Raw genomic sequence first — 26,144 nt, 5'->3', positions numbered from 1 at the left:
TATCGGAACCGCCGTCGTGTCAGGCTGCATGCGTGTACGTAGACGGCAATATCGGCGGCAGCATCGACGGCACTGGCGGGGCGGATCTCGCGGTCCTCACTCAACAGATAGCGGCCGCCGAACAAATCGGATTCGACGGCATCTGGTCTACCGAGGTGAGCCGGGACCCGTTCCTTCCACTGCTGCTCGCCGCGGAGCGCTCGAGCACCCTGCAACTGGGCACCGCGGTCGCCGTCGCCTTCGCCCGCAGTCCGATGACGATGGCAGCTGTCGCCAACGATCTGAACACCTTCAGCGCGGGACGGTTCGTACTCGGGCTGGGTTCCCAGATCCAGGCCCACATCGAGCGACGATTCAGCATGCCCTGGTCGGCACCGGCCGACCGGATGCGGGAATACATCGCTGCACTGCAGGCCATTTGGCACTGCTGGCAGACCGGTGAAAACCTGGACTTCCGCGGCGAGCACTATCGCCACACCTTGATGACGCCGATGTTCAGCCCGGGACCGAATCCGTTCGGCTCGCCACGGGTCATGCTCGCGGCAGTCGGGCCGAAGATGACCAGGGTGGCCGCGGAAGTCGCCGACGGGCTGTTGGTCCACGGGTTCACCACGGCACGTTATCTGCGGGAAGCGACGATGCCGACCGTAGCGGATGGTCTGCGCGCCAGCGGCCGCGGTCGGGACGACTTCAGCGTGAGTTACCCCGGCCTGGTCGTCACCGCAGCCGATGAGAGCGGCTACCTCGATGCGCTGCAGCAAGTGCGCCGGCAGATCTCCTTCTATGGGGCCACACCTGCGTACCGAGCCGTGTTGGATCTGCATGGCTGGGGTGATCTGCACACTGAACTGCACCGGCTCTCCAAGGTCGGCGAATGGACGGCCATGTCGGCCTTGGTCGACGACGAGGTGTTGTCCACCTTTGCCGTTGTCGGCGAGCCGAAAGAGGTTGGCGCCGAGATTGTCCGGCGCTTCAGCGATACCGTCGACCGGTTCACCCTTTACACGCCGTACCCCCTCGACGACACCACTCGCGCGGCCGTCGTCGAGGGGGTCAAGTCGGCCGGCTAGGCCTTCGTTGCCGCGTCCGCCGCGGCCTTGTTCAACAGAAACTCGCCGATGTAGGTCTGAGTTTGATCGGCGTTGAGCGGCTGGAACATCGACGCCGCCGAGTCGCGGTAGAGCCGCTCGAAGATGGTGCCCTTGCGGAAGGACTCACCGCCGACCATGCTCATCGCCCGGCGGGCCATGTACATGACGTTCTCGGAGGTGAAGGTCTTCGCGATGCCAAGATAGGGGAACCGCAGTTCAGGCGCCCAGTCCTTGTCCCGGCCGTGGATCAGATCCTCACAGGTCTGGTAGACCACCCGCTTGGACAGCTGCACCTTGGTGGCCATGTCGCCGATGCCGTCGATGATGTGGCCGACATTCTTGACCTCGGTGTCGGCCGCGACGATCGCGCCGAAGGTGGCACCCAGGTGCTTCTTGGAGAGCTTCGTCACCGACTCCTCAAGGATGCGGTACTGCATGCCGAGGTAGATGCTGGCGAACATCAGCGAGGCCCACTCCAGCACACCGAAAGCACCTGCGCGCCAGGGGCAGATGAAACCATCCTCGGGGACGTAGTACCCATCGAAATGGATGACCTGGGTTCCGGTTGCGTGCATGCCGAGTGCATTCCAGGTCTTCTCGATACGGACACCGTCGCCGATGCCGTTCTCGTCGACCTTGAAGTCGCCGACGAAGAGCTTCTCGGCCGCGATTCGGCCCTCGAAGGTGTCCGGCAGATTGCCTTCGGCGTCGGTCTCGGTCGCGTTGGTGGTGATGATGTCCGCGGCCTCGCACAGGGTGCCCCAGGTCTTCTTACCGTACAGCTTCCACCCACCGCCGGGCTGCGGCACCGCCTGCATGTCGGCCAGACCTGAGAAGCCGGCGCGCTTCTCGGAGAACGGGCCGAAGATCAGGTCGCCGTCGGCGACGCGGCCCAGCCAGTGCTTCTTCTGCTCCTCGCTCATCAGGTTCCCGGCGATGCCCACCATGATGTAGTGCATGTTGTAGGCCAGGGTGATCGCCGAGTCACCGCGAGACAGCTCCGAGACGATCTTCGACACGTGCAGGATGTTGCCGCCACCGCCGCCATACTCCTTGGGCACCGGCAGACCGCCGAGACCCGACTTCTTGAAGACGTCGATGGACGGATAGGCGAAAGTGTTCTCCTGGTCGTACTTGGGGCCGATCTCGCGGAAGAACTGCGACACTTCCTGCGCCTGGGCGAAGTAAGGGGCGAACTCCTCGTCCGTCATGTCCTGGTTCAGCATTGATCTCTCCATCTCAAAGTTGGCGCTGACTGAGCCCGATGGTGCTCCCGAGGACGGTCACGCACACCCCTCACAGGGGGGAACTCGGTCCAACGACGGGGGATGCCCTCCCCCCTTGGGGCAGTCGGTTTCCTCCCGGAGGTAGTCGCCGCCGTAAAAACCCCTCAATAGCGTCGTGAATGTCCCTCCCCCCACAAGGAGAACCGTCATGAGCCACGCATTCGCCGTCAAATGGCTGAAGGCGTTCCGGGAAAGCGCCGAGGCCGTCGTCGCGCTCTACGCCGACGACTTCCTGTTCGAAGACCCGATTCTGGGTCAGTCGATCACGTCGAAAGATGAACTGCTGCGCGTCTTCGCCCCCTACGCCAACAAAGACACCGAGAACGGCATCGGGATCAACAACTTCCGCATCGACGAGGTCGTCGGCGACGAGAAGGCAGCCATTTACCGCTGGACGTGGCAAGCGCCCACCGCCGCAGCGTTCGTCGGTGTACCAACCAACGGCAAGGTTCCGGGAGCGCGGGGCATCACCTTCCACATCTACGACTCCGACGGCCGGATCAAGCGCGAAGAGAGCTTCTGGGACTGCGCCACCGCCGTGCGAGATCTGGGACTGCCCGTCGACCCCACCGCCGTCGCCAAGTCGCCGGCCCTGGTCTGAGAGGAACTTCGCATGAGCCTGGCCACAGAACACGCACAACGGTGGGTGACCGCACTGACGTCGGACACCGCAGCCGCCGTCGCGCTCTACGCCGACGACATGGTCTACGACGACCACGCCGACTCCGACCACGTGATCGACACCGCGATCACCAAGGCTGAACTGGAGCCGCGGCTCGCTCCGTTCGCCAACAAGGACACTGACAACGGTGTCGGGGTTCACCGGTTCACCGCCCCCGAGGCCTTTCAGTTGGCCGGGGTCAACGGCAACCCGGCCGTCGTCATCCTGTGGGATTGGTCCGGCGAGGGACTCGACACCTACCGCGGTGTGCCCACCCACGGCAAAAACCTGCACACCCGCGGGATCACGTGGCACCAGCTCGACGCCGACGGGAGGATCGCCCGCGAGACGACCTACTGGAACGACACCCCGGTATTGCAGGAACTGGGCCTGCCGATCATCACCCCCGAGTACTGGGTGGAGGGGTTTGATCCGGCGGCGCTGGCAGCGCAGTGAGTCGGCAGGACCGCGGCATGTGGGGGGTGCTGCCCGACGTTCTCGATCGGGCGTGCACCTACTACGCCGACCAGGTCGCAATCGTCGACGGTGAGCGAACCGTCACCTATCGGGAATTGCACCAGTGGCGAAACCGAATCGCCCACGCTCTCATCGCCTCTGGGGTGCAGAAGGGTGAACGCGTCGGACTGTTGATGCCGAACTGCCTGGAGTTCATCCCGATCCAGCACGGCATCTGGGCCGCCGGCGCGGTCCTGGTTCAGATGCCCACCCGCGCCGCGGCGGACGGGTTCCGCTCCAATCTGGCCCAGACCGACGCCACCACGCTGGTCTATCACGCCAAGTTCGAGAGCGCTGTCGCGGCGATCCGGGCCGAACTGCCGAAACTTCAGACGGTGATCCGGGTGGGCACGCCCGAACGGGTAGAACTCGACGCGCTGGACTTCCACGAGATCGTGGGGGGCCAACCGGACACCCGACCCACCGTGGACATCGGGGAGCACGACGAGGCCTACGTCCTGTTCACCTCAGGCAGCACCGGCGAACCCAAAGGTGTTGTCAATTCCCACTTCACCTGGAGTTACTACAGCATCTCGGCCGGCCTCGAGATCGGTGACATCGCCTTCGGCGAGGTCTTCGCGCACGGGGCGCCGCTGACCCACTTCTCCCAGATCTTCGTGATGCCGACCTTCGTCCGCGGCGGAACCAACGTGATGCTGCCCGGACTGGAGGTCGAGGGCTTGCTGACCAACATCGAGCGGCACCGGATCACGGCCACCGCGCTGGTACCCACGATCATCTACCTGTTGCTGGACCATCCCCGCCGGGAGGATTTCGACCTCAGCTCGCTGAGGACGGTTGTTTATGCGGGCGCTCCGATCGCACCCGAGCGCCTTCGCGAGGCGTTGGAGGTGTTCGGTCCGATCTTCATCCAGACCTACGCCGGCACCGAGCAGGGCTACCTCTCCTGTCTTCGCAAGAACGAACACCGAGTCGACGACCCGCTGTGGACAGCGCGACTCGCCTCGGCCGGCAGGCCGATGTTCTGCGTACAGCTGAGCATCCAGGACGACCAGGACCGTCCGGTGCCGTCCGGTGAAACCGGTGAAATCTGTTCGCGCCAACTGGGACAGATGCTGGGTTACCTCGATGCCAGCCGCAACTGCGAAACGGTGCGGGACGGGTGGGTGCACACCGGCGATGTCGGCTACCTCGACGAGAGTGGCTTCCTGTTCATCGTGGACCGCAAGAAGGACATGGTCGTCAGCGGGGGCTTCAACGTGTTCCCCCGTCAGGTCGAGGACGCGCTGTCCAGCCATCCCGCAGTGGCCCAGAGCGCCGTCATCGGCGTTCCGCACCCCAAATGGGGCGAGGCTGTGCTCGCCGTCGTGGTCGCACGGACGGGCGAGATCACCGGCCCCGCGCTCGAATCCGAGCTGATCAACCACGTCAAGGCCACGCTCGGCTCGGTACCCGCGCCCAAATCTGTCCTGTTCGCCGACGAGTTGCCGTTGAACCCGGCCGGAAAGGTCGACAAGAAGGCCATCCGCGCGCCCTACTGGCGCGGCCAAGTCCGCCAAATCGGCTGACACTAAGGAGCTGTCATGACCAACCACTACTCCATGTACATCGACGGCAAGTGGGTCGACGCCGAGGAGGACTACGAGATCCGCAGCCCGGCAACCGAGGAGCTGGTGGCCACCGTCGCCAAGGGCACCACCGACCACGTGGACGCGGCGGTGGCGGCGGCGCAGGGGGCGTTCGATGAGGGAACCTGGCGGCGCACCCCGCCGGCCGAGCGCGCCGCGCTCATCAACACCGTCGCCGAACGAATAGCCGCCCGCGCCGACGAACTGGCCGCGCTGCAGTCCCGGGAGAACGGCGCGACGATTCGGATCACCGGCGCCCTGCACGTCGGCTTGTCAGTGGGCCAACTGCAGTATCTGGCCGCCATCGCGCAGCAGTACCAATGGGAGACAACCGGTCCGGCGATCGAGCCAATACCCGCCGCGGGCATCGTCGTCCGTGAGCCGATGGGTGTCGTGGCCGCCATCGTCCCGTGGAACATCCCGCTGCTGACCACGGTCTGGAAGGTGGGCCCCGCGCTCGTCGCCGGTAACTCGGTGGTACTCAAGCCCGACGAACACGCGCCGCTGCTTCCTCTGGAACTGGCTCGCGAATTCGAGGCCGCCGGCCTGCCGCCCGGCGTGCTGAACGTGGTCACCGGCGACGGCGAGCCTGTCGGCGCCCACCTGTCCGGGCATCCCGGCGTCCGCAAAGTCGCCTTCACCGGGTCAACCGCCGTCGGGAAGAGCATCTTGCGCCAGTCCGCGGACACGGTCCGCCGGGTGACGCTCGAACTCGGCGGCAAGGGCGCCAACATCATCCTCGACGACGCCGACATCGACATGGCCGTCGACGGCTCGCTGTTCGCCTGTATGGCCAACAACGGCGAGGCCTGTGAAGCAGGGACCCGACTGCTGATCCCGTCGAGCCGTCGCGACGAGATCATCGGCAAGCTGGTAGAGCGGGCGGCCACGCTTAAACTCGGCGACCCCCTCGATGCGACCACCCATGTCGGACCGATCATCTCGGCCAGTCAGCGGGACCGGATCCTCGACTACTTCCGGATCGCCGAAAACGAAGGGGCCACCGTTGCTCTCGGCGGGCGGGCACCGTCGGGTCCGGAATTCGCCAAGGGCTACTGGATCGAGCCGACCATCTTCGTCGACGTCACCAATGACATGCGGGTGGCCCGGGAGGAGGTCTTCGGGCCCGTGCTGGTGGTGTTGACGTACGACTCGGACGACGAGGCCGTCACGATCGCCAACGACACCACCTACGGTTTGTCGGCCGGTGTGTGGGGCAGCGACGAACGCGCTCTGGATGTCGCCCGCCGACTGGAGGCCGGATCGGTGTGGGTGAACAACTGGCACATCATTCACCCGGCCTACCCGTTCGGCGGCTACAAGGAAAGCGGTCTTGGCCGCGAGGGCGGTCCGCATTCGATCGACGATTACGTCGAAGAGAAGTTCATCGCCTTGGACCGTTCCGGCGGGATCGAGAACAAGGCGTTCGCGATCGTCATCGACCCCGCCCAGAACTGACAGCCGCCATGTCTGACGCCGACATCGTCATCGAGCACAACCGCCCGCTGCGTCTCGCGGTGGCCGACGGCGATCTCGTCTGGGATGACCGGGTGCCCGTGGTGCGCGTGCGCGGCGACGACCTCGGTGACCTCGCACGCAAGTCCGCCCGCGTCCGTCGCGACCGGCCCGATGTCGAGGTGGTGGCCGACATCGACGTCGTCATCGCTGCGGAGGCGTGGGCGGCACGAGCAATGATGGCCGACGATTCCTCCGAAACCCAGGAGCGGACAATGCTATACGTCGGCACCCCGACCGGCCTGGCTGGCCTGGTCGCCGACATCCACGCCTTGGGCATCGCCGACGGCGCGGTGCTGATTCCGCGGGGTGCCGGCGTGGCCGACCTCATCCGTGAGGCGGTGCTGCCGGTCTTGCAAACCCTGACGGCAGCGCCGGCTTTCGGGCCGCAGGCACGCCCGGCATGAGGGTCACCGCCGACGACTACCGCGCAGCGCTGCGCTGCCACCCCGCCGGCGTCGTCGTCATCACCTTGATGTCGCCCGGCGGACCGGTCGGCTTCACCGCTACCTCGTTTGCCTCACTGTCCTTGGATCCGCCTTTGGTGTGTTTCAACATCACCCACACCTCATCCAGCATCGCCGTGTTACGCGAGGCGCGTTCGATCGCGGTGCACCTGCTCAGCGACAACCAGATTGGGGTGGCCCGGCGGTTCTCGGCGAGCGCCGACCTACGATTCGCCGATCCGGCGCTGTGGACCACGCTGGACACCGGTGAACCACTGCTGATCGGCACGCCCACCTGGATGTGTGCCGACGTCCACCGGCTGATCCCAGCTGGGGACTCGACCTTGGCGATCGCCGAGGTGACCCGCATCCACCGCGAACCGGCAGCCGGCACAGCGACACCCCTGCTCTACCACAACGGCACGTACTCGCGTCCCGGGGCGCTGGAGAACTGAGGTCAGCGGTCCTGGAGTGTCCAGGCGATCGCCTGCGCACGGTTGACCGCACCGTACTTGCGCAGAATGTGCTTGACGTGCGACTTGACTGTGCCTTCGGTGATCACCAACTGATCGGCGATGGCCTGGTTGGTCGCACCAGTCACCATCAGGTCCAAAACCTCGGCCTCACGCTCGGTGAGTTGCACAGTGCCGGAACCCGTTTCGACGTCTTCCGCCTCCGGATCGGCGGCCCTGGCCGATTCCATGCCCGCCTCGCACAACGCGTCGATGCGGTCGACCGCACCGAAGAACAGTTCCCGCACACTGTCGCGTTGCGTGCGCAGTCGTTCGAGCAACATAGCTCGCTCGTAGATATGGCTGAAGCCATCTGCGAAGGCCCACAACACGTCCCGGTCAGACTCGTCGACCCGGCGGGGCAACGGGTGGTGGTCGGTATGCAGGAATCCGATCACCTCGTCGCCGTGCAGCAAGGGCGCCACGACATAGGAGCGGGACTGTCCGGCCGCGACGATCAGCGGACGATAGACCGGAGCATCCGAGGTGTCGTAGACCAGCGAAGGGCGTCGCCGGGAGAGCATCTCGGCCTCAGGGGCCGTGTCGGTGAGCGGGACCCGCTGATTGATCCACGCGCTGAACCATGACGTCGAGGTACTGTCACCGCGGTCATGCAATATCAGCGGCTTCCAGCTGCGGCTCTCGACCTTCGACAGGACGGCTCGGTGAAATCCGCAGCGCAAGACCAGTTCTTCGCACGCACTGTCCACGAGGGCCGAGGAGGTAGGCAGGCTACGGAGACGCGCCAGTCCGGCCGCGCAGTCCGCCAGCCGCTGACTTCGCATCGCAGTGTCGTGCAGGTACCAATCCATCGCGAGGTGCTGGAGGTCGAGGATCAGATCGCACAGCTTCTGCGCTTCGGCGACATTGCCGGCCGGAGTGCGGCGCAAGCGCTCGATACACGCGTGCGTCAGCGCAGAGGTCATTTCTGCAGCGCGCCACGGCACGTCCCACTCGACGGCGGGAAGACTCAGCGTCGCACCGAGTTCCGCTTGGGTCCGATCGCTTGCCGCTTGCAGACGCTCGACCAGCTCGATCTCCCGGGACCACCACTCCGTCCTGGACCGTGCCGTGCTGGACCGAGTGCCGTCGCCGGCCAGGGAAACACTCATCGCGGCCGCCGTTCGTCGGATCGGGTCTCGCGCAGGTAGCACGCGATGGCCGCGGCGCGGTTACCGACGGCCAGTTTGTGCAGGATGTGTTTGACGTGCGACTTCACCGTACTCTCAGCCACGGTGAGCCGATCGGCGAGCTGGGAATTGGTTGCTCCGCTGGCCAATAGGGCCAAGACCTCACGCTCGCGGGCGGTCAGCCGCGACATGCGCCCCGACTCGCGTACATCACTACCGCATACCGGTTGTGGCGCAGCACGTTTTGCCGCCGCAGCCAAGCCGAAGTCGGTCGCCAAGGCCAGCGTCTCCCCCGGATCAGCCAGGGCGCGAATTGCGTCGGCGCAGACCTCGGCGACAGCATCGCGCTGTTGCTCGGCTCGTTGCGATAGAAGCGCCCGCTCATAGGCCACCCCGACGCCCTCGGCGAATAGCCGGAGCAGGTCCCTGTCCATCGCGGCCACTGGTGGCGCCCCGACCATTCGGTCCGCATGTAGCAAGCCCACCACCGTCGACATCGCCACCAGTGGCGCCACCACATAGTCACGGCAATTCATCCAGCGGACCAGCGGGGCGTACGCGCGCGGTTCACCCAGCGCATCGTTCACCAGTGCCGGCAGCCGCCGGCGCACCACCTCGGCCTCCACCAACGGGGACGACAGAGCAATGTCGGCATCCTCGAGGACGGCGTCGAGTTCGAGGCTCACCTGTCCGTCGAGCCCCCGGCAATACAGGGCCTGGGGCGACCACAGTGAACCGCGAACGCTGGAGAACATCACCCGGTCGAAAACGCCACTGGCGCACAACTGCCGAGGCGCGGCAGCGATCACATCGGCCGGGGTGGTTTCGGTGCGCGTGCACGCGAGGGCGTCCAGCACGGCGCCCAATGCGCGAGCGCAGCGGTCGTCCGCACCTTGCGCGTCCCGCAGACGCGCGGCGCTGGCCTCGGTCAACGCGTCGGCGATCTGTGCCAGGTCGAGGAGGTCGGCAGGGGCGCCGGTACCGATGCTGTTGCTCCTTGCTCGGTGGCCACGGATGCGGTCCGCGGTTAACTAGTTGCCCTATCATTCGTGACCTGTATCACTTTGTCAACCAGCCTTGAGCGCGCCTCGACATGCTGTTGAACTGCACGCTCAGCGCATCAGGCGGACGATGCCAGTTGACAGGAGCGACCACCAATTAGTTATTCTTGATTCACTAACTGCCTCGTTCGATTCAAGGTTGGTCAATGCCCATCCCACCACCGTGGCGAGACCGGCTCGCGCTGCCTGCGATCGCCGCTCCCATGACCGCCGTCTCGGGTCCGGAGCTGGTCATCGCGGCGTGTTCGGCAGGCGTGATCGGCGCATTCCCCACGCACAACGCCCACAGTCCCGGCGAACTGGACGACTGGCTGACCGAGATCGCCGGGCAGCTCACCCCGGCGTCCGCGCCGATAGCCGCGAACCTGGTGGTTCACCGCAGCAACCGCCGATTGGCCACAGACCTGGGCTGCCTGCAGCGCCACGGGGTCGAACTCGTCATCACCAGCGTCGGATCACCAGAGGCAGTCGTCGCCCCACTGCACGAAGCCGGAGCGCAGGTGTATGCCGATGTGGCAACCCTGGAACACGCCCACCGCTCGCTGAGCGCCGGGGTCGACGGTCTGGTGTTGTTGACCGCCGGCGCGGGCGGCCAAACCGGATGGACAAACCCGCTTGCGTTCGTCCGTGCGGTCCGCGCGTTCTACTCGGGACCCGTCGTGCTCGCCGGCGGTATCACCGATGGCAGGTCGATCTTGGCGGCCGAGGTCCTCGGCGCGGACCTGGCTTATCTGGGTACCCGATTCATCGCGACGCACGAGAGCCGGGCAGAGCCCGGCTATCGGCAGGCGTTGGTCACATCGACCCTTGATGACGTGCGGTTGTCTGCCCGGGTCGGCGGCATTCCCGCAAGCCTGCTCACGTGCTGGCTGGACGCGGCCGAGCAGTCGACCGAGCAGAGCGGGGGCTTCGACCAAGATCGACTGCTGTCCAATCGGACCGCCTGGAGCGCCGGCCACAGCGTCTCGGGAGTCTCGGCGGTGACCTCGACCGCCGCCCTGATCGCGACGCTCGTCGATCAGTACGGCGCCGCCCGCCGCGACCTCATGCAGCTAGTGATGGACCGCTAGCTTGACCGCCTGCCGACACAGAGGTCTACCCCTAGCGGATCGTCTATATCACCAGATAGAGGTGACTATCGGCATTCCATTTCCATTCTCCGCCTTCTCATTTAGTGTTTCATCGTTCACTATCCGGGTGCGGCCGCATCTGCGCTGCCGCCGCGACAAGGGATTCTGATGCCGGCTCTACGCACGGAAATCGACACCTCCTCAGCCAGCTACCTGGCCAACCTGGATGTGCAGCGGGCAGCCGTCGCCGCCCTCAACGAACAGCTTGAACTCGTGGCCGCCGGCGGCGGCGCTCGGTACGTCCAGCGGCATCACGATCGCGGCCGCCTGTTGGTCCGGGAACGCATCGAACTTCTCATCGACCGCGACGCTCCGTTCATGGAACTGTCCGCACTCGCCGCCTGGGGTACCGAATTCAACGTCGGCGCCGCGATCGTCACCGGAATCGGCGTGGTGTCGGGCACCGAATGCATGGTCATCGCTCACGACCCCACCGTCCGGGGCGGCACGATGAACCCGTACACGCTTCGAAAGAACCTGCGTGCGCTGGAGATAGCCCGAGTCAACCGGCTGCCGGTGGTCTATCTCGTCGAGTCGGGCGGTGCCGATCTGCCGACTCAGGCCGAGTTGTTCGTTCCTGCGGGCCGGATCTTTCACGAATTGACCGAGTTGTCGGCGATGGGGATCCCCAGTGTCGCCCTGGTGTTCGGCAACTCCACCGCCGGTGGCGCATACGTGCCGGGCATGTGTGACTACGCGGTGCTGGTCGACCAGCAGGCCAAAGTCTTTCTCGGCGGTCCTCCGCTGGTGAAGATGGCGACCGGCGAAGACGCCGATGACGAGGCCCTCGGCGGCGCCGACATGCACACCAGAGTCTCCGGGCTCGGCGACTACTTTGCCGTAGACGAAGTCGACGCCATCCGCATCGGACGAGACATCGTGACCCATTTGAACTGGCGCAAACACGGACCCGGCCCGACCCTTCCCTCCGACGATCCGCTCTACGACTGCGAGGAACTGCTGGGAATCGCTTCCGGCGACCCCAAGATGCCGTTTGATCCGCGTGAGGTGATCGCCCGGATCGTCGACGGCTCGCGTTTCTCCGAATACAAGCCGCGGTGGGGCACCAGCATCGCCACCGGTTGGGCCTCCATCCACGGCTTCGGCGTGGGCATCCTGGCTAACACCCGCGGTGTGTTGTTCTCCGAAGAGTCCAAGAAAGCAACGGAATTCATCCTGCTGGCCAACCAAACCGACACCCCGCTGATCTTTCTGCAGAATGTCACCGGCTACATGGTCGGCACCGAATACGAGCAGGGCGGGATCATCAAGGATGGCGCCAAGATGATCAACGCCGTCACCAACAGCACCGTCCCGCACATCACCGTCAACATGGGCGGTTCGTTCGGCGCGGGCAACTACGGCATGTCGGGCCGCGCCTACGATCCGCGATTCATGTTCAGCTGGCCCAACGCCAAGCTCGCGGTCATGGGTGCTCAGCAGCTCGCGGGCGTCCTGTCGATCGTGGGCAAGGCGGCCGCCGCGGCCGCCGGCCGCGACTTCGATGAGAACGCCGACGCCCGGCGCACCGCCGAGATCGAGGCACAGATCGAACGGGAATCACACGCCTTCTACGTATCGGCCCGGATCTACGACGACGGCGTGATCGATCCCCGTGACACCCGATCGGTGCTCGGCATGGCGTTGTCGGCCGCTCATTCCAATGTCATCGAGGGGCGCCGCGGTTTCGGCGTATTCAGGATGTGAGGACCGTGTTCACCAAGCTGCTCATCGCAAACCGTGGCGAGATCGCCGCACGGATCATCCGTACCGCCCGCGAGATGGACATCGCCACCGTCGCTGTCTTCTCCGACGCCGACCGGGACGCCCCGTATGTCCGACTGGCCGACGAGTCGGTACATCTGCCCGGCACCGCACCCGCCGATACCTACCTGCGCGCCGATCTGATACTTGCGGCGGTGGCGCGCACCGGAGCCCAGGCCGTCCATCCCGGCTACGGCTTCCTTTCGGAGAACGCAGATTTCGCCGCCGCGTGTGCGGATGCCGGCGTGGCGTTCGTCGGACCCAGCCCGGCGGCGATCACCGCGATGGGATCCAAGATCGCGGCCAAGGAACTGATGGCGGCGGCCGGCGTGCCGGTGCTGCCTGGGTCCACCGTGGAAAGCGGCGTCGACATCGATGCCGATGCGCTGGGCACTGCGGCCGACGGCATCGGTTACCCCATCCTGGTCAAAGCCGCGTTCGGCGGCGGCGGGCGTGGCATGCGCATCGTCACCGACGCCGCGTCCCTGATCGAAGCGGTGCAGAGTGCACGCCGAGAGGCGGCATCGGCGTTCGGCGACGGCACCGTGTTCCTGGAGAAGTTCGTGGAATCCCCCCGCCACATCGAGGTGCAGATCTTCGGCGACAGCCAGGGCACGGCCGTTCACCTCGGCGAGCGGGAATGCTCAATCCAGCGGCGCTATCAGAAAATCATCGAAGAGGCGCCCTCGACCGCCGTCGACCCGGCGTTGCGGGAGGAACTCGGCCGGGCGGCTGTCGCAGCCGGCGAAGCGCTGGCCTACCAGGGCGCGGGCACCGTCGAGTTCGTGATGGCACCCGACGGGTCGTTTTACTTTCTCGAGGTCAACACCCGACTACAGGTCGAGCATCCGGTCACCGAGATGGTCACCGGTATCGACCTGGTACGCGCCCAGCTTCAGGTGGCCGCCGGGCAGCCACTGCCGCCGGAAATGCGGACCGCCTCCGCGACCGGCCACGCAGTCGAGGTTCGGCTGTACGCCGAAGATGTTGCAGCCGGGTTCATTCCGGTCGCGGGACCGCTCACCGCGCTGGAATTCCCCGAGCTGCCGGGCATCCGGGTGGACGCCGGATTCGAGTCCGGATCGGTGATCAGCACGTTTTACGATCCGATGCTGGCCAAGGTCATCGGCTACGGCGCGACTCGCGAGGAGGCCTGCGCGCGGGTCGCGCGGGCGTTGACCGATACGCGAGTCCATGGGGTGGCCACCAATCGGGATCTGCTGATCGCGATCCTGCGGGAGCCTGAATTTCTCTCCGGCGCCATCGATACCGGCTATCTGGACCGTCACGACCCAGCGGCACTGATGACGACGACGTCCGACGTGAACGCCCCCATGATCCATGCTCTGATAGCCGCCTTGGCCGACCAGGCGCAACGCCGTGGCACCACGAAGGTGTTGCCCGGGCTGCCCTCCGGCTGGCGCACGCTGCCCAGCGCTGACCAGCGGGTGGCATTCCTTGTCAATGGCGAGACGTTGGACGTCGCCTACCGATTCGACCGCAACGTGCTCACGGCCTCGGTGGTGGGTCAAGAACTTTCGGTGCGCTTGGTCAACGCCTCACCCGATCTGGTTGATGCCGAAATCGACGGCGTTCGTCGCCTATACAGGGTGATGCGGCACGGGCTGGACCACTACGTGGACAGCGCGCTGGGCTCGACGGGCCTGCGCGAGGTCGAACGATTCCCAGATCCGACGTCGCTCAACGAGACCGGATCTCTGGTGGCCCCGATGCCGGGCGCGGTGGTGCGCATCGAAGTCATCCAGGGCAGCCGAGTTCAGGCCGGCACGCCCATCGTCGTACTCGAGGCGATGAAGATGGAACACACCATCCGGGCCCCTGCCGACGGGGTGGTGGCCACGATCTCGGTGACGGCCGGGGATCAGGTCGAATCCGGCCAGGTGCTGGCTGTGGTCAGTGCGGACGAGCCGGCATGACGATCCGAAGGACACGGTGATGAGTCTGGACTACCCCGGCCTGCTGGCCGACCTACGAGGGGAGACCGATCATCTCGTCTCTGTGCTCAGCGACCTCGACGTCGACGACTGGCAACTTCCCACCCCCGCGGCGGGGTGGAGCATCCAGGATCAGATGTCGCACCTGGCCTATTTCGATGACGCGACTCACCAGGCCCTGGCGGATCCGATCGCGTTCCGAACCCACGCCGACGAGCTGATGGCCGGCGGTATGGATTTCCCCGACCGGATCGCCGCCGAGCACCGCGTCCTGACCCCCGAGCGGATCTTGGAGTGGTTCGTCGACGCGCGCACCAGCATGCTCGCCGCCTTCGAAGGCGACGATCCCAAACGCAGGCTGCCGTGGTTCGGTCCGGACATGAGTGTGGCGTCGTCGGCGACCGCGCGGCTGATGGAGACGTGGGCACACGGCCAGGACATCTACGACACCGTCGGCATTGCCCATCCGCCGAGCACCGGGTTGCGCGGCATCGCCCATCTCGGAGTGGCGACCTTTGCTTTCGCCTACCACCTCAACGGCAGGCAGGTCCCTGCCGAACCGGTGCGGGTCGAACTTCAATCACCCGACGGCCAATCGTGGGCGTGGGGTCCGGCCGACGCGGTCAACCGGATCCACGGCCCCACCGAGGATTTCGTGCTGACGGTGACTCAGCGCCGGCACTGGACGGAGACCGCGCTCACCGCGGACGGCCCGATCGCGACGGACTGGCTGGACATTGCCCAAGCCTTCGCAGGCGCACCCAGCCGACGAACGGTGACAAAGTGACCCGGGCTGTCCGGATTGGCAACGTGTCGGCCTTCTACGGCGACCGGCTCAGTGCCATGCGCGATCTGGTCGAACGAGCCGACATCGATGTGATCACCGGCGATTATCTCGCCGAACTCACCATGTTGATCTTGTGGAAAGCGCGCCAGAAGGACCCGAACACCGGCTATGCGCGGACGTTCCTCACCCAATTCGAACAGGTCATGCTGGGGTGCGCCCAGCGCGGTATCAAGGTCGTCGTCAACGCCGGCGGACTCAATCCCGCGGGCATGGCCGAGGCCGTCCGAGCTCTGGTGGCTCGGTCCGGCGTCACCCTCAGCGTGGCACACGTCGAAGGCGACGATCTGATGCCCAGCCTTGACCGGTTCCGGGCGGACGGTGTGCCCTTTGCCCACCTCGACACCGGTCGGCTTCTCAACGATGCCGGGGTGCAGCCGGTTACGGCGAATGCATATCTCGGCGGCTGGGGTATCGCCGCCGCGCTGTCCGCGGGCGCCGATGTCGTCATCACCGGTCGAGTGACCGACGCTGCGTTGGTCGTCGGTGTCGGAGCATGGTGGCACGGTTGGGAGCGCACCGACTACGACGCCCTTGCGGGTGCGGTGGCCGCCGGACACATCATCGAATGCGGGCCGCAGGCGACGGGCGGCAACTACTCGCAACTGCATGAGGTCACCGATCGCCGCTATCCCGGCTCCCCGATCGCCGAATTGGCTCGTGATGGAAGCTTTGTCATCACCAAAGCTGCCGGAACCGGTGGCGTGGTATCCCCGGGGACCGTCACCGCTCAACTTCTCTACGAAGTCGCCTCCCCGCGCTATGCGAACCCGGATGTGATGGCCCACTTCGACTCTCTGACCGTCAGCCAACAGGGGCCGGACCGGGTGCTCGTCGCCGGCACCACAGGCTCGCCACCACCGCCGACGCTGAAGGTGGCGATGAACTATGTCGGCGGCTACCGCAACACCATGACCATGGTCTTGACCGGTCTCGACATCCAGGACAAGGCCGACTGGGCCGTCGCAGAGCTCTTCGAAATACTCGGTGGGAGGGATACCTTCGACGACGTCGATGTCCAACTTCTGCGCTACGACAAGCCCGATCCGACGACGATGGCGCAGGCCACCGCGCACCTACGGGTGACGGTCAAGGACCGGGACAGAACCAAGGTGGACCGGGCGTTCTCCAACGCAGTGGTCGAACTCTATGTCGCCGGCTATCCGGGCTTCCACACCACCACCCCGCCGACATCGGCGAGCGAATTCGGCGTGTACTGGCCCACCCTGGTCCCGGCGACATTGGTCGAGCACATCGTGGTACATGCCGACGGTTCACGGCAGACGATTCCGCAGGCCGGCGAAACCGCGGAGTATCGGCCGGAGGTGTCTGTTACGGCACCCCCAACCGGCCCAATCGATTTCGGCCCGACCTGCCGACTGCCACTCGGCACCGTGACAGCAGCCAGGTCCGGCGACAAGGGCGGAAACGCGAATGTCGGGGTATGGACCGACACCGACGAGCGCTGGGAGTGGTTGCGCGCCCATTTGACCGTCGACCGATTGCGGGAGCTCGTCACCGAAACCCAGGGTCTGCAGGTACTGCGCTACGAGTTCGCCAACCTGCGTGCGCTCAACTTCGTCATCGTCGGCTTCCTCGGCGAGGGCGTGGCCTCCTGCACACGACCGGACCCGCAGGCCAAAGCACTTGGCGAGTACCTACGAGCTTTGCAGACGGACATCCCCGACAAGTTGGTGCAGTGATGGACTTCACCGAACCCGCAGAACACCGTGACCTGCGCAAGGCGGTCGCCGCGATCACCGACCGGTACGGTCCCGGCTACTTCGCCCAACGGGCCACCGCCGGGGAGCCGACGACGGAGCTGTGGAAAGACCTTGGTACCCATGGGTTCATCGGGATCAACTTCCCCGAACAGTACGGTGGCGGAGGCGCCGGCATGGCTGAACTCGCGATCGTGTGCGAAGAGACCGCGGCCCGCGGCTGCCCGCTGTTGTTGCTGCTGGTCTCCAGCGCCATTTCCGGTGAGCTCCTGAGCCGCTACGGCAGCGACGAGCAACGGCGAGAGTGGTTGCCGCGGATGGCATCCGGCGAGACAAAGGTTGTCTTTGCGATCACCGAACCCGATGCGGGTTCCAACACCCATCAGATCACTACCGGGGCGGTCCGCGACGGCGGCGACTACCTGCTCAACGGCACCAAGCACTACATCTCCGGAGTTGACGAGGCCGAGGCGCTGATTGTCGTGGCTCGTTCGGCACAGGAGAAGTTGTCGTTGTTCCTGGTGCCCACCGATACCGCCGGGTTGGTCAAACACCGCCTTCCGGTGGGGATCAGCGTTCCGGAGAAGCAGTTCACGCTGCACTTCGACAACGTGCGGGTGCCGTCATCGAGTCTGATCGGCACTGAACACGAGGGTTTCCGCCAAGTCTTCGACGGCTTGAATCCGGAGCGGATCACCGGGGCCGCGGTGTGCGTGGGGGTTGGGCGGCACGCCGTCGCGCGGGGCGCCGACTATGCCCGCAGTCGGACGGTGTGGGGACCGCCGATCGGCGCCTATCAGGCCATCGCGCATCCGTTGGCCACCGCGCGGATCAACGTCGAGCTCGCGGCGATGATGACGGCTAAGGCCGCGTGGCTCTTCGACCAGGGGTTGCCGGCCGGGGAAGCGTCCAACATGGCGAAGTACGCAGCCGCCGAGGCCGCGGTGGAGGCGGTCGATCACGCGATCCAGGTGCACGGTGGCAACGGTTTGGCGACGGAGTACGGCTTACTGCCGCACTGGGGGCTGGCCCGCCTGCTGCGCATCGCGCCGGTGAGCCGGGAAATGATCCTGAATTACGTGGCCCAGCACACGTTGGCGCTACCCCGATCGTATTGAGGACGACATGAAACTCGGTCTGCAGCTTGGTTATTGGGCCGCACAGCCTCCTACCAACCATGCGGAATTGGTGGCGACGGCCGAGGAGGCCGGCTTCGACACGGTGTTCACCGCCGAATCCTGGGGTTCGGATGCCTTCACGCCGTTGGCCTGGTGGGGTCGCGAAACCACCCGCATGCGCTTGGGCACCTCGGTGGTTCAGCTCTCAGCGCGCACGCCCACCGCATGCGCGATGGCGTCGCTGACGCTGGATCACCTCTGCGGCGGCCGGCACATCCTGGGCCTGGGGGTGTCGGGCCCGCAGGTGGTCGAAGGCTGGTACGGGGCTCGCTTCCCCAAACCGCTGGCGCGCACCCGTGAGTACATCGACATCATCCGGCAGGTCTGGGCCCGCGAGGCACCGGTGACCAGCGCCGGCCCGCACTACCCGCTGCCACTGTCCGGCGAGGGCACCACCGGTCTGGGCAAACCGCTCAAGCCGATCGTGCATCCGCTGCGCGCCGACATCCCGATCATGCTGGGCGCCGAGGGCCCCAAGAACGTCGCGCTGGCCGCCGAGATCTGCGACGGCTGGCTGCCGATCTTCTACTCCCCGCGGCTGGCCCCGATGTACAACGAATGGCTCGACGAAGGCTTCGCCCGCCCCGGCGCCCGGCGCAGCCGCGACGACTTCGAGATCTGCGCGACCGCCCAGGTGGTGGTCACCGACGATCGGGCCTCGATCCTGGACCTGATCAAGCCGCACCTGGCGCTCTACATGGGCGGAATGGGCGCCGAAGACACCAACTTCCACGCCGACGTCTACCGGCGGATGGGCTACGCCGACGTCGTCGACGAGGTCACCCGGCTGTTCCGCTCCGACCGCAAAGACGACGCCGCCAAGGCCGTCCCCGACGAACTGGTCGACGACTCCGCGATCGTCGGTGACATCGACTACGTCCGCAAGCAGATCGTCGCCTGGGAAGCCGCCGGCGTCACCATGATGGTGATCGGCGCCCGCACCCCCGAACAGATCCGCGAGGCCGCAGCCCTGCTGTAGCTCACCCGCCCTGCCCGGCGAAGAACTGCCCGCTGGCCGCCGACGGGTCGAACGGGGACTGCCAGGTGTGACCGCCGCCGTCGATACTGACGAACTCGACCTGAGCGCCGTTCGCGCACCCGGCGGCGACCAGCCGGTTCCCTCCCACCACGGGAGTGTCGACCGGCGCGGGGCAGTGATCGGAGGCGCGCCACCGCTCGGCCATCGCCGGCGCCGACACGATGTCACTGGCGCCGCCGCGTCCGACCATCGGGCCGCCGCCGTAGGGCACCACCGGGTCTGCGGTGCCGTGAACCGCCAGCACCGCAACGGGTTTGGAAGGATTGCACGGCACCCCACTGCCCAGCGTGCCCGCCACCGGCACGATCGCGGCGATCAGATCGGCCCGGTCGCAGGCCAGGCGATTGGCCATGAAGGCACCCGCCGACATCCCGGTGACGAACACCCGGCCGGGTGCGATTCCGTAGTCACGGGAGAGCCGAGCGATGAGTGCGGACAGGAACCCGACATCGTCGATCCCCTGCCTGTCCGGGATCGAGGCGCCGCGGCCGTCGGCCCAGCTGAAGTCGATGCCGTCCGGGTAGGCCACGACGAAACCGTGCTGGTCGGCGATCGCGTCGTACTGGGTCACCGCCGCTTGATCACGACCGGTCTGGCCGGCACCGTGCAGATTGAGTACCAGGCCGTTGGGCTGCGCGATTCCCGCAGGCGCATGCACCACATATGTGCGCTGCAGGCCTCCGAAGGTCAAGGCCCCCGGCGGATCGTCGGTGGCCGAGGCCTGCGCGGACGGAAGAGCGATCAGAAGCAGGCAGACGGCAAGAATGGCGGTCACACGGCACAGCACAGTTCCAGTCTGCCTGTCGCCTCGCGTCGGCCGGGCCGTGATCGAGACCCGCTCACTGACTCGTCACCCCGAGGTGGGCGACGAGTCACCTGCCGGCTACCGGTTGCCGCGAGCGCAGTTTGGGGTGGCCGGCTTGGTCGGCCAGGTGCACACGTCGAGGTAGGTGTTGGTGTTGTAGCCGCCACCGTCGAACACACCGTACGCAGCGCCGTTGGTTCCGGTGTAGGTGGCGCCGCCCCCGCCGTCGCCGCCGGACGTCACCATGGTGGTCACCGTCCAGCCCTTGCCTTCCAGGGCAGCCTTGTAGGCCGTCATCACGTCATTGGGCGACCCGTCGACCTTGAAGAACACGTGGACTCCCCCTTCGGCGAGGGTGTCGGGGCCCTTGGTGACCTGGGTGTTGGCCGGCGTCGGCACGAGCGATTGCAGCTGGTCGGTTCCCACCGGGGCCGCGCTTGCCGGTGTCGAAGCCGAACTCGGCGAAGATGACGCCGACGCCGCACTCGTCGACGCCGCACTCGGGGAGGTCGACGCCGTGCTGCCGGAGTCGGACTTGCTGCATGCCGCACCCGTCACTGCGACGGCCATCGCAACGGCTGCCACCACAGACCAACCACGTTTCATCAGTGCCTCCTGTGCACGCGCAGGGCTAGCGCAATCCTGCGCAGATTAGCCCGACGTGGACTTTCCCGGTTGCGACACGGTCACAAATGCATACCTATCGATACAGGAAGGGTCACAGGAGACACACAAATCCCTATCGTCACTTTGGTCACCAGACGTCAACCGCGACGTCCCACTCCGAAAGGCGTGCCGTGTCGCCGCATTCCCGTCTCCCCACGCTGTCGCTGGCGTCGGCGCTCGTCGTCGGACTGTGTGCGTCGACCGGCGTCGCGCCGCCGGCCAACGCGGACCCCTGCGAGGGCGCTTCCGCGGCAGCGCAACCCGCCGCGAATCAGGCCTTCCAGATCCCTCAGCCGTCCGCGATCGCCCCCTTCGACCGTCCGATCGGACACAAGCCCGTCGGCGCGAATGACCAAGCCCCACTTCCGACTTTGGGCAAACTCCTGATCAATGCGCTGATGCCCAACTCCGCACAGGTACAGAAGCAGGCCGCGGTCGCCCCGACGCCGAAACCCGCACCGGCCCAACCACAGCCGGCACCGGCCGCGGCGGCCCCGGCACCGTCGACCGCACCGCCAGGCACCTCGGTCGTCGGCTGGGTCACCGGGCCGGACAGCCCCAACCAGACCATCCAGAAATTCGCGATCACCGGAACCGACCTCGGAATCATGTGGGACAACGGCGATCCCACCCACCGCCAAGTCCTGTTGGCGTTCGGCGACACCAACGGCTTCTGCATGATTCCCGGCAAGCAGTGGCGCTACAACACGCTGATGCGCAGCACCGACGGCGCCCTGACCAACACCATCGCAGTGCCCGACGGTGTGGTCGGCAACAAGTACTCCGGCTCACCGGTGTGGCGCCCCGGCATCGCCAAGCAGGTCATCAACAGCATCAACGGCGCTCCGGCCGAGACGGGCATCATTCCCACCTCCGGGGTCGCCGTCGGGCAGAACCAGTTCCTGAATTTCATGTCGATCAAGAGCTGGGACAACTACGGCGCGTGGACCACCAACTATTCGGCGATCGCGACCTCGACCGACAACGGCGAGACCTGGGGCGTCTACCCCGGCACCGTACGGCAACCGTCCAACGGCAACGAGAACTTCCAGATGGGCGCGTTCCTCAAGCCCGGCCCGGGCGATCCGTACATCTACTCGTTCGGCACCCCGAACGGTCGCGGCGGCTCGGCTTACGTGGCGCGGGTGAACCCGGCGCTGATCCCGGACCTGACCAAATACGAGTACTGGAACGCCGACAGCAACTCCTGGGTGCCGGGCAGTCCGGCGGCCGCCACCCCGGTGATCCCCGGCCCGGTCGGCGAGATGTCGGCGCAGTTCAACAACTACCTCAAGCAATATCTGGTGCTGTACTGCAACGGTAACAACGACGTGGTGATGCGCACGGCGCCCGCGCCGCAGGGCCCGTGGGGGCCGGAGCAGATGCTGGTGTCCTCGATGCAAATCCCCGGCGGCATCTACGCACCCTTCCTGCATCCGTGGTCAACCGGCAGAGAGTTGTACTACAACCTGTCGCTGTGGTCGGCCTATAACGTGATGCTCATGCACACTGTGCTCCCCTAGCGTCCCATTTCTGGGACACTCAGCGACATGGACCAGAGCGACCCCCGAGTCGAAGACTCCATCCCGACCGAGGTGCTGGATGAGATCGACACCGAGCAGGCGGCAGAGATCGTCGTCGACGCCGCCATCCGCAAGACCATCTCGCCGGCCGAACTGGGCCGGATGCTGATCGACGCGGGTCGCAGCGTCACCGATGAGGACGACCTGCTCAGCCTGCTGCAACGAGTGGCCGGTATCGCCCAGCAGGCCGTCGACGGCGCCGACCACACCGGCGTCACCATCGACCTCGGCGGCCTCACCTACACCGCTGTACACACCGACGAACGCACCCTGCGCATCGACAGCGAGCAATACGAGGCCGGCGAAGGGCCCTGCCTGCACGCCGCACGCAACCGCACCACGGTGCTGCTGGACTCCGACGAGGCCATGGCTCGCTGGCCAGACTTTGCCGCGGCCGCCCGCCGGGAGGGCATCAACAGCTTCCTGGCCGCACCGCTGTTCACCGCAGACCAGACCCTCGGATCGTTCAATCTGTACGGCCGGTCCTTGCACGCCTTCGACAGCATCGACGCCGAGATCCTCGATCTGCTGACCACCGCGGTCGCTCGGGCGATCGGGGACTTCGCCCGCTTCAAGTCCGCGCACGACACCGCGGAGTCGATCCAGCGGGTGCTGCAGACCCGCGCGCCGATCGAACAGGCCAAAGGTGTGCTGATGGCGATGCGCGGGATCGACGCCGACGAGGCGTTCGATGTGCTGCGCGTGCAGAGCCAGCAGTCCAACGTTCCGGTCCGGGTGCTGGCCATCGACTTCCTGGAGAAGGTGACCCGCAGCAACGGAGACCAGGGTTAGAACGTGTTGACCAGGGTCCGGCGTTCGGCCATCTCCCGCGACATCGTGTAGTGGTGGTAATGCGTGGCGCATTTGACCACGCATACGAACAACACACCCGGGTCCGGCCGGCGACGCAGGATCGTCAGCATCCGGCGGCGATAGATGCGCCGTAGCGCCGGGTCGGGGACGTTCTTCATCAGCAGCAGGAACAAGCCGAACGCCCGGGCGCCGTCGAACAGCTGCGCCTTCCGTCGTCGCCACGGGTGCTCGCTCAAGTACTGATTGCGCGCCCGGCCGAAGTCGAATTTGCGTGTGAGATAAAGGCTTTCCAGACGGTCGAAATAGAAGTCAGGGTCGTAGAGTTCGCGCATCAAGTCGACGTAGCCGTCACGGAGCTCATCTCGACTCATGTTCAGTGGGATCACGTTGGTGCCGAAGGTCTGGTCGTCGTCGAGATCGAGGCGGCCTTCGCGGTGCAAGCGCGCGTGCAACGGGGTCTTCGGGATCGCCGCGAGCATGCCGACCATCGCGTGCATGATGTCGGTCTGCGCAATGAAATCGGCCTGCTCCTTGAAGATCCGGGCGTCGTCGTTGTCGAAACCGACGATCATGCCGCACCAGACCTCCAGACCGGAGTCTTGCACTTTGCGCACCCGGTCGACGATTGTCCCGCCCTTGCGCACGTTCTGATACTTCTTGGCCTCTTTGAGCGAGTCCTCGTTCGGGCTCTCGATGCCGATGAAGACGACGGTGACGTTGGCGGCGACCATCAACTCCATCAATTCGTCGTCCTCGGCGAGATTCAGCGACGCCTCGGTGAAGAACTGCAGCGGGTAACCCTCGCGGGCCTGCCACGCCGCAACGTCTTTGAGCAACTCCTTGACGGCGACCTTGTTGCCGATCAGGTTGTCGTCGACGATGAACGCGATGAACAGATTCTCCCTGCGCATCGCCTCCAACTCCGCGATCACCTGCGCGCTGGTCTTGAGCCGAGGCTTGCGGCCGAACGTGACGATGATGTCGCAGAACTCGCACTGGAACGGGCAACCCCGGCTGAACTGGACGCTGCCGAACACATAGTTCTTGGTTTTCAGCAGGTCGTAGCGCGGCACCGGAACCGTGGTCATGTCGGTGCGCTCGGCTTGCTCATAGCGCCGGTGATGCCGGCCGGCCGCCCAGTCCTCGAGGAACTGCGGCCAGGTCGTCTCGGCCTCACCGACGAAGATGACGTCGGCAAGGCCGTCGAAGTAGTCCTCCTGCACGGTGACCCACGGACCACCGACGACGGTGAACACGTCACGGACTTTGAGTTCGCGCAGAATCTCGCGCATCCGGGTGCGCTGCACGATCATCCCGGTGAGGCCGACGATGTCGGCCCGGGCGACCATGTCGAAGTCGATGTCCTCGACGTTCTCGTCGATGAGCGTCACGTGATGTTCGGCCGGAGTCAACGCTGCCAGCAGCGGAAGGCAGGCCGTCGGGACGTTGCACTTCTTGCCCAGCAACGGGAGGGCGTGTTCCAGGCCCCAGTAGGACACCTCGAACCGCGGATTGATGATGACAATGTTTGCCACAGTCGTCTGCTCCGGATCGGACTCGTCGACGTTGAGCGGCGTTGCTTGCCAACCGGAGCGTAGCAACATCGCCTCGCGCGGCGGCTCATTCGCCGATAGTCGGGACGGGACCGAATGCAGTCCCTTCCGGGTAGACGGTAACGCTGTGCCCTCGGTTCGGTCACGACCTTCGGACGTCGCTGCCGGATCGGTACAGACGGTGGTGTGATGGACAACCGAGTCAGGAGGGTGTGGACATGGATGCGGTCGGAGCGCTGAGCTTTCTGCTCATCGCGACTGCTGCGCTGGCCGCGCTCGGTGGGTATGTCGCCGGCGTGGTGCGCCAACGGCGGCGGCGGAGCACCCGCTATTTCGTCCTCGGCGTGGTCACCGGATTCCTGGCGGCAGTGGTCACGCGTCGAGTCCCCGGGCCGCGAAGATTCGTGCTTGCGCAGTGGCTGGACAACCCGCTGACGGTCGCGGCACTGCACCTTCGGCGGGGCTTGAGCCGCACGGGGATCAGCCGCTGACGCTCAGTGCACCTCGGCTGCGTAGCCCGGACCGGGAGACGGCGAGGCGGGCCCGACGGGCGACGACGTGGGTCCCGGAGTCTGCTGGCCCGAGCCCGGCAGCGGACCGTGCACCGTCGCGTCCGGGCCATAACCGGTAGAAGCAGGGCTGTAACCGGGTGCCGGCCCGTAGCCCGGCACCGGCCCGTAACCGGGCGTCGCCCCATAGCCGGGCAGGTGCTGGCTGGAGCCGGCCAGCAGCTTCGCCGCGGCAAAGGAGGCCGCCTGGGCGGTGTAGCCGGGCACGTACCCCTCGGTGTGTCCGCTCCATTCATTGCCCGGGCCTGCGTGACAGATGGGGTCTGCGGGGTTGCACATGTCGACGGCTTTGTCGCCCAGCAGCGTGCTCTGGGTGGCCAGCGAGCCGCCGGTGCGGCCGGCCACGTTGCCGAACGTGGCCACCGCCGCGATGTTGTCGACGTACTGCGGCGGCAGCGAGCTGCCCCAGGTGATGCCGCCCAGCGGGACGCCGGCCACAATGTCGATCACACTGGCACCCTGCGAGAACCCGCCCAGCACGATCTGGGTGTCGGGGCAGGCCGACACCGTCGACTTGATGTGCGCGATCGCGTCGTTGGCGCCGTCACCGCCGTGCAGCTGCAACTTGCTGGCTTTGTAGTCCACCGCGTAGGTGTCGATGTTCATGCCGGTCTGCGCGCGCAGCGAGTCCACGAAAGCCGCCCCCACGCGCCCCAGACCAGCGGGTTCATCGGTGCCGCGGGCGAAGATCACCTCAGCGTCCGGACAGTCGGCTGC

At 66.1% G+C, this 26,144-nt stretch carries 24 protein-coding genes; 17 read left to right on the top strand and 7 right to left on the bottom strand.

What is annotated here, in order from left to right; translation table 11 throughout:
- The first annotated feature begins 32 nt into the window (after positions 1-32).
- Positions 33-1,070, top strand: a complete 1,038-nt coding sequence (locus tag MSZK_RS11675; RefSeq protein ID WP_099247936.1) for an LLM class F420-dependent oxidoreductase — start codon at positions 33-35, stop codon at positions 1,068-1,070.
- Here the strand turns inward: MSZK_RS11675 and MSZK_RS11670 are convergent.
- Entirely contained in the window at positions 1,067-2,317 is a 1,251-nt protein-coding gene (locus MSZK_RS11670) for an acyl-CoA dehydrogenase family protein (protein ID WP_099247934.1), read from the bottom strand. The genes MSZK_RS11675 and MSZK_RS11670 overlap by 4 nt on opposite strands.
- A 208-nt stretch (positions 2,318-2,525) precedes the next feature.
- Here MSZK_RS11670 and MSZK_RS11665 point away from each other — a divergent pair, with 208 nt between their 5' ends.
- From MSZK_RS11665 to MSZK_RS11640, 6 genes are read left to right on the top strand one after another with little or no spacing between them, the layout of a single operon-like run.
- The gene (locus MSZK_RS11665) at positions 2,526-2,978 is read left to right on the top strand and encodes a nuclear transport factor 2 family protein (protein ID WP_099247932.1); all 453 of its coding nucleotides are present in this window, start codon (positions 2,526-2,528) and stop codon (positions 2,976-2,978) included.
- A gap of 12 nt (positions 2,979-2,990) precedes the next feature.
- Positions 2,991-3,494, top strand: coding sequence for a ketosteroid isomerase-related protein (locus MSZK_RS11660; protein WP_099247930.1), 504 nt, complete (start codon positions 2,991-2,993; stop codon positions 3,492-3,494).
- 17 nt (positions 3,495-3,511) lie between these two features.
- Positions 3,512-5,083, top strand: a complete 1,572-nt coding sequence (locus MSZK_RS11655) for a long-chain fatty acid--CoA ligase (protein WP_099248015.1) — start codon at positions 3,512-3,514, stop codon at positions 5,081-5,083.
- Positions 5,084-5,098: 15 nt separating this feature from the next.
- Positions 5,099-6,601 (top strand): aldehyde dehydrogenase, encoded by a 1,503-nt coding sequence (locus tag MSZK_RS11650; protein ID WP_099247928.1) that lies wholly within the window; start codon positions 5,099-5,101, stop codon positions 6,599-6,601.
- 8 nt (positions 6,602-6,609) lie between these two features.
- On the top strand, positions 6,610-7,065 hold the full coding sequence (locus tag MSZK_RS11645) for a hypothetical protein (protein ID WP_099247926.1): 456 nt from the start codon (positions 6,610-6,612) through the stop codon (positions 7,063-7,065).
- Positions 7,062-7,559, top strand: a complete 498-nt coding sequence (locus MSZK_RS11640; protein WP_099247924.1) for a flavin reductase family protein — start codon at positions 7,062-7,064, stop codon at positions 7,557-7,559. Before MSZK_RS11645 ends, MSZK_RS11640 begins: the two co-directional genes overlap by 4 nt.
- 2 nt (positions 7,560-7,561) lie before the next feature.
- On the opposite strand, the gene MSZK_RS11635 is transcribed toward MSZK_RS11640, so the two are convergent.
- Both MSZK_RS11635 and MSZK_RS11630 read right to left on the bottom strand, forming a co-directional pair.
- Positions 7,562-8,728 (bottom strand): LuxR C-terminal-related transcriptional regulator, encoded by a 1,167-nt coding sequence (locus tag MSZK_RS11635; protein ID WP_099247922.1) that lies wholly within the window; start codon positions 8,726-8,728, stop codon positions 7,562-7,564.
- Complete coding sequence (locus tag MSZK_RS11630; RefSeq protein WP_099247920.1) at positions 8,725-9,678, bottom strand: LuxR C-terminal-related transcriptional regulator; 954 nt, start codon at positions 9,676-9,678, stop codon at positions 8,725-8,727. The genes MSZK_RS11635 and MSZK_RS11630 overlap by 4 nt, the downstream gene beginning before the upstream one ends.
- Before the next feature lie 275 nt (positions 9,679-9,953).
- On the opposite strand from MSZK_RS11630, the gene MSZK_RS11625 reads away from it, so the two are divergent.
- The 7 genes from MSZK_RS11625 to MSZK_RS11595 all read left to right on the top strand — a co-directional run bounded on the left by MSZK_RS11625 (position 9,954) and on the right by MSZK_RS11595 (position 19,378).
- Positions 9,954-10,877, top strand: coding sequence for a nitronate monooxygenase family protein (locus tag MSZK_RS11625; protein ID WP_099247918.1), 924 nt, complete (start codon positions 9,954-9,956; stop codon positions 10,875-10,877).
- A 168-nt stretch (positions 10,878-11,045) separates the two neighbouring features.
- Entirely contained in the window at positions 11,046-12,644 is a 1,599-nt protein-coding gene (locus MSZK_RS11620) for an acyl-CoA carboxylase subunit beta (RefSeq protein ID WP_099247916.1), read from the top strand.
- Positions 12,645-12,649: 5 nt separating this feature from the next.
- Positions 12,650-14,638: a biotin carboxylase N-terminal domain-containing protein gene (locus MSZK_RS11615; protein WP_099248013.1), complete on the top strand. Its 1,989-nt coding sequence runs from the start codon at positions 12,650-12,652 to the stop codon at positions 14,636-14,638.
- Between the two features lie 19 nt (positions 14,639-14,657).
- Complete coding sequence (locus tag MSZK_RS11610) at positions 14,658-15,443, top strand: TIGR03084 family metal-binding protein (protein ID WP_099248011.1); 786 nt, start codon at positions 14,658-14,660, stop codon at positions 15,441-15,443.
- Entirely contained in the window at positions 15,440-17,203 is a 1,764-nt protein-coding gene (locus MSZK_RS11605) for an acyclic terpene utilization AtuA family protein (protein ID WP_099247914.1), read from the top strand. The genes MSZK_RS11610 and MSZK_RS11605 overlap by 4 nt, the downstream gene beginning before the upstream one ends.
- Positions 17,203-18,339 (top strand): acyl-CoA dehydrogenase family protein, encoded by a 1,137-nt coding sequence (locus MSZK_RS11600; RefSeq protein WP_099247912.1) that lies wholly within the window; start codon positions 17,203-17,205, stop codon positions 18,337-18,339. Before MSZK_RS11605 ends, MSZK_RS11600 begins: the two co-directional genes overlap by 1 nt.
- 7 nt (positions 18,340-18,346) lie before the next feature.
- Positions 18,347-19,378 carry an LLM class F420-dependent oxidoreductase gene (locus tag MSZK_RS11595; RefSeq protein WP_099247910.1) on the top strand — a complete coding sequence of 344 codons (1,032 nt, stop codon included), beginning with the start codon at positions 18,347-18,349 and terminating at the stop codon, positions 19,376-19,378.
- Position 19,379: 1 nt separating this feature from the next.
- On the opposite strand, the gene MSZK_RS11590 is transcribed toward MSZK_RS11595, so the two are convergent.
- Positions 19,380-20,213, bottom strand: coding sequence for a PHB depolymerase family esterase (locus MSZK_RS11590; protein WP_233211241.1), 834 nt, complete (start codon positions 20,211-20,213; stop codon positions 19,380-19,382).
- 108 nt (positions 20,214-20,321) lie between these two features.
- Entirely contained in the window at positions 20,322-20,828 is a 507-nt protein-coding gene (locus tag MSZK_RS11585; RefSeq protein ID WP_233211240.1) for a hypothetical protein, read from the bottom strand.
- Between the two features lie 107 nt (positions 20,829-20,935).
- On the opposite strand from MSZK_RS11585, the gene MSZK_RS11580 reads away from it, so the two are divergent.
- Together MSZK_RS11580 and MSZK_RS11575 are read left to right on the top strand one after the other, a co-directional pair.
- On the top strand, positions 20,936-22,432 hold the full coding sequence (locus MSZK_RS11580; protein WP_233211239.1) for a DUF4185 domain-containing protein: 1,497 nt from the start codon (positions 20,936-20,938) through the stop codon (positions 22,430-22,432).
- Between the two features lie 27 nt (positions 22,433-22,459).
- Entirely contained in the window at positions 22,460-23,284 is an 825-nt protein-coding gene (locus tag MSZK_RS11575; protein ID WP_099247901.1) for an ANTAR domain-containing response regulator, read from the top strand.
- On the opposite strand, the gene MSZK_RS11570 is transcribed toward MSZK_RS11575, so the two are convergent.
- Positions 23,281-24,840 carry a B12-binding domain-containing radical SAM protein gene (locus tag MSZK_RS11570; RefSeq protein ID WP_099248009.1) on the bottom strand — a complete coding sequence of 520 codons (1,560 nt, stop codon included), beginning with the start codon at positions 24,838-24,840 and terminating at the stop codon, positions 23,281-23,283. The genes MSZK_RS11575 and MSZK_RS11570 overlap by 4 nt on opposite strands.
- Before the next feature lie 236 nt (positions 24,841-25,076).
- Between MSZK_RS11570 and MSZK_RS11565 the strand changes: the two genes are divergently transcribed.
- Positions 25,077-25,349 (top strand): hypothetical protein, encoded by a 273-nt coding sequence (locus MSZK_RS11565; RefSeq protein ID WP_099247899.1) that lies wholly within the window; start codon positions 25,077-25,079, stop codon positions 25,347-25,349.
- A 3-nt stretch (positions 25,350-25,352) separates the two neighbouring features.
- Here MSZK_RS11565 and MSZK_RS11560 read toward each other — a convergent pair.
- Positions 25,353-26,144 (bottom strand): cutinase family protein (locus tag MSZK_RS11560; RefSeq protein WP_099248007.1); only part of this gene is annotated, 792 nt, incomplete at its 5' end.

The sequence above is a fragment of the Mycobacterium sp. shizuoka-1 genome (genome assembly GCF_002723835.1).
Taxonomy (GTDB): domain Bacteria; phylum Actinomycetota; class Actinomycetes; order Mycobacteriales; family Mycobacteriaceae; genus Mycobacterium.
The sequence above is the reverse complement of the archived record's forward strand: the minus strand, read 5'-3'. Positions and strand labels throughout refer to the sequence as shown.

Coding starts and splice junctions, on each gene's coding strand:
- MSZK_RS11670 (WP_099247934.1), bottom strand. CDS start 2,317: ATGCTGAACCAGGACATGACGGACGAGGAGTTCGCCCCTTACTTCGCC.
- MSZK_RS11665 (WP_099247932.1), top strand. CDS start 2,526: ATGAGCCACGCATTCGCCGTCAAATGGCTGAAGGCGTTCCGGGAAAGC.
- MSZK_RS11660 (WP_099247930.1), top strand. CDS start 2,991: ATGAGCCTGGCCACAGAACACGCACAACGGTGGGTGACCGCACTGACG.
- MSZK_RS11655 (WP_099248015.1), top strand. CDS start 3,512: ATGTGGGGGGTGCTGCCCGACGTTCTCGATCGGGCGTGCACCTACTAC.
- MSZK_RS11650 (WP_099247928.1), top strand. CDS start 5,099: ATGACCAACCACTACTCCATGTACATCGACGGCAAGTGGGTCGACGCC.
- MSZK_RS11645 (WP_099247926.1), top strand. CDS start 6,610: ATGTCTGACGCCGACATCGTCATCGAGCACAACCGCCCGCTGCGTCTC.
- MSZK_RS11640 (WP_099247924.1), top strand. CDS start 7,062: ATGAGGGTCACCGCCGACGACTACCGCGCAGCGCTGCGCTGCCACCCC.
- MSZK_RS11635 (WP_099247922.1), bottom strand. CDS start 8,728: ATGAGTGTTTCCCTGGCCGGCGACGGCACTCGGTCCAGCACGGCACGG.
- MSZK_RS11625 (WP_099247918.1), top strand. CDS start 9,954: ATGCCCATCCCACCACCGTGGCGAGACCGGCTCGCGCTGCCTGCGATC.
- MSZK_RS11620 (WP_099247916.1), top strand. CDS start 11,046: ATGCCGGCTCTACGCACGGAAATCGACACCTCCTCAGCCAGCTACCTG.
- MSZK_RS11610 (WP_099248011.1), top strand. CDS start 14,658: ATGAGTCTGGACTACCCCGGCCTGCTGGCCGACCTACGAGGGGAGACC.
- MSZK_RS11600 (WP_099247912.1), top strand. CDS start 17,203: ATGGACTTCACCGAACCCGCAGAACACCGTGACCTGCGCAAGGCGGTC.
- MSZK_RS11595 (WP_099247910.1), top strand. CDS start 18,347: ATGAAACTCGGTCTGCAGCTTGGTTATTGGGCCGCACAGCCTCCTACC.
- MSZK_RS11580 (WP_233211239.1), top strand. CDS start 20,936: ATGCATACCTATCGATACAGGAAGGGTCACAGGAGACACACAAATCCC.
- MSZK_RS11575 (WP_099247901.1), top strand. CDS start 22,460: ATGGACCAGAGCGACCCCCGAGTCGAAGACTCCATCCCGACCGAGGTG.
- MSZK_RS11565 (WP_099247899.1), top strand. CDS start 25,077: ATGGATGCGGTCGGAGCGCTGAGCTTTCTGCTCATCGCGACTGCTGCG.